At 58.4% G+C, this 2,340-nt stretch carries 2 protein-coding genes; one reads left to right on the forward strand and one right to left on the reverse strand.

What is annotated here, in order from left to right; translation table 11 throughout:
- Positions 1-16: 16 nt before the first annotated feature.
- Positions 17-436 carry a DUF732 domain-containing protein gene (locus A8G15_RS30950; protein ID WP_156665631.1) on the reverse strand — a complete coding sequence of 140 codons (420 nt, stop codon included), beginning with the start codon at positions 434-436 and terminating at the stop codon, positions 17-19.
- A gap of 1,615 nt (positions 437-2,051) precedes the next feature.
- Between A8G15_RS30950 and A8G15_RS30305 the strand changes: the two genes are divergently transcribed.
- The coding region (locus A8G15_RS30305; protein WP_082900242.1) for a nucleotidyltransferase family protein at positions 2,052-2,340 on the forward strand (289 nt) is incomplete at its 3' end.

Below are 2,340 nucleotides of genomic sequence, written 5' to 3' on the forward strand. Positions count from 1 at the left end.
TATTACCGAAACATCTTTAGTGGCAGAGGTAGGTCCTCGATAGTTGGACGAGGTCAGCCTTCTGAGTCGCGCTGAGGTTGTCGGCGAATGCAGCGGCATCTGCGGTGACAGTCGGCGCTGTCACTGCAGTGTCGCAATACGTCCGCCCGATGACTATTACTTCGTCATCGTTGAAGTAGACAATCTCTTTCTCATCCAACCAGTACAGATAGATTTGTTCAGGAGTGAACACCGAAGGATCCGGTGTATAGGGCTTATTCGATCCGCCCCCGTGTCGCGGTTCGTACGGTCCGTCCTTGGGCGAATATGTCGTGTTGATTCTCGTTGTACCGTCCACGGCATTGGGTTCCGGAACGTCCGTGCCGCACGACACGATCCCGACGATCGCAGCACACACGGCGACGGCTGCCGCTGAACTCTTTGCGTTGGGGTGCATGTTCCGGCACTTTACGGGCCACGCGAACTGTTCCATGCGGATTGCGCCCTTGGGTGGTGTTCCTGGGGCGATTCGGAGAGGTGATGAGGGGTCATCTGGATGTCATCGTTGTCGGCTACCTCTCGCGAGGTCACGAAATGGACTGGATTGTGTGTGTCGTGTCGTCGTGGTGTTCTGAAAACTGTTTGTTGAGATGGTTTGTCAGGGCGGTGTGTCGTGGCTGGTGGGGGCTGCTGTTGGTTGGGATTTCTTGTTTGTCCGTAGAGTTTTTGTCTGCCCGGTGGGGTTAAGTTCGGCCTAGGGAGGGACGGCTTTTGGGGCTATGGTGTGGGCTCCAGGTTGTCAATGGTGAGGAGTGTCTGGTGGCGAAAGTGTCGTGCCCGGTGTCAGGTTCCGGTCATCCGGATCATGCGGAGGGGTCGGATGAATTGCGGAGATGCTTGGCGGACGAGAAAGAGGCTGAGAAAAGGAGGAGAGATGAGCGGATCGCCGCGATGCTGCGGCCCGTGCCCGTGCAAGAGCCTGCTCTGAAGGTGGTCGATCCGAGGATGGTGGCGGAGGGCGAGGTTTCGGGGCTGTCGTTCGCGGAGCGGAGAGGCGCGGTGGGGAATCCGTTGCGGGCGCGTGAAGATTCGGATGGGCCGTCGTTCGGTTGGTGATGCACGTTGCTGGGCATGATGTTAGCGAAAGCTGTTGAGGGGCCACATATTATGTCGGTCAGGTGAAGGGTATCGCCGAATAGTGTTGTTATTACGGGGATATGGCTATTCGCGAGTGTGTGGACCTTGAGGGTGCGATGGAGCGCGCGAGTGACGAAGGGGTTTCGTGCGCTCGAATTTGACCAGGGAGGGAATCGCCTCTATTGCGGCGAATCTCGCGAGCACTTCACGTCGACATCACGGTACGAGGCAGCGGTAGCTCACCGGAGGGGGCGGTACCTGAATGTGCGTGGTTGACCTGCAAAGATGCCATGTCCCTGGCACTCTCGTTGGAGGCAGGGAAGCGACTAGAGATGAGAGTCTGCATAAACAGATCAGACGAACCCGCAATGGGACGAGTGGGAGAACGAAGCCCGAGCCGAACTTGTCGAGAAGTACCGCGACTTCGGATACCCAGCCTTGACCGGAAGGGTCAACAGGTGCGCGACGCTCGACGTGTATCGAGATGGCGAGCATGTCGGATACGTCGATGTTGACCCGTCGGGGATTGACTGGGTGATTCAAACGCGGAGGGTTTTCCTCGAAAAGCCGTTCCGATTCGACAAGGCGCTCCACGCGGAAGGAAAGTATCAGCCTCGGTGGGGGTTGTTTCTGATGGAAAAGGTGTTCGACAAGTTCCCTGACAAGGAAATCCGGGAAAGCTCGATCGACAACGATCCGTTAGGTGACCCGTTCCTGGCGAGGGTCCGGGGTGAGTACGCGATGCCGTACCACCAACGGAATTGTTTCCTCAACGAGGAGCGTCGGTGCACGTGCGGGGTGGGGAGACCACGGGCAATCGTGTCGTAAGTGCCTGGTATCCGAGCTCGACTCGGATCAGGACCGCGTCCTCCAACCCGATATCGACTACCGACGAGCTGATGCTTACGCTGGTGGGAAGGCGCTAAACTGCAGCTATGGCGCAGACGGTTAGTGAGCTTCGACTGCCAATTGCCCTTGCGGATCTGGTCGAGCTTTTGAAGAGCTACGGAGCAGCCGAAGCATGGGTGTTCGGAAGCTACGCGCGCGGGTCTGCGCGTCCTGACAGCGACCTCGATCTGCTCGTGACTTTTGCGGCAGACGGAGACCCCTGGGCGTTTTTGGCCTTGCAGGAGGAGTTGAACCGCCGGTTGCCGGGCGGGGCGGATGTCGTCACCCAGCTCAATAGGCACTTCGCGCCTGATCCTGATCCCTCCCGGCGTTTCC

The organism is Rhodococcus phenolicus, assembly GCF_001646785.1.
In the GTDB taxonomy this organism is placed as follows: domain Bacteria; phylum Actinomycetota; class Actinomycetes; order Mycobacteriales; family Mycobacteriaceae; genus Rhodococcus; species Rhodococcus phenolicus.

Coding starts and splice junctions, on each gene's coding strand:
- A8G15_RS30950 (WP_156665631.1), bottom strand. CDS start 436: ATGCACCCCAACGCAAAGAGTTCAGCGGCAGCCGTCGCCGTGTGTGCT.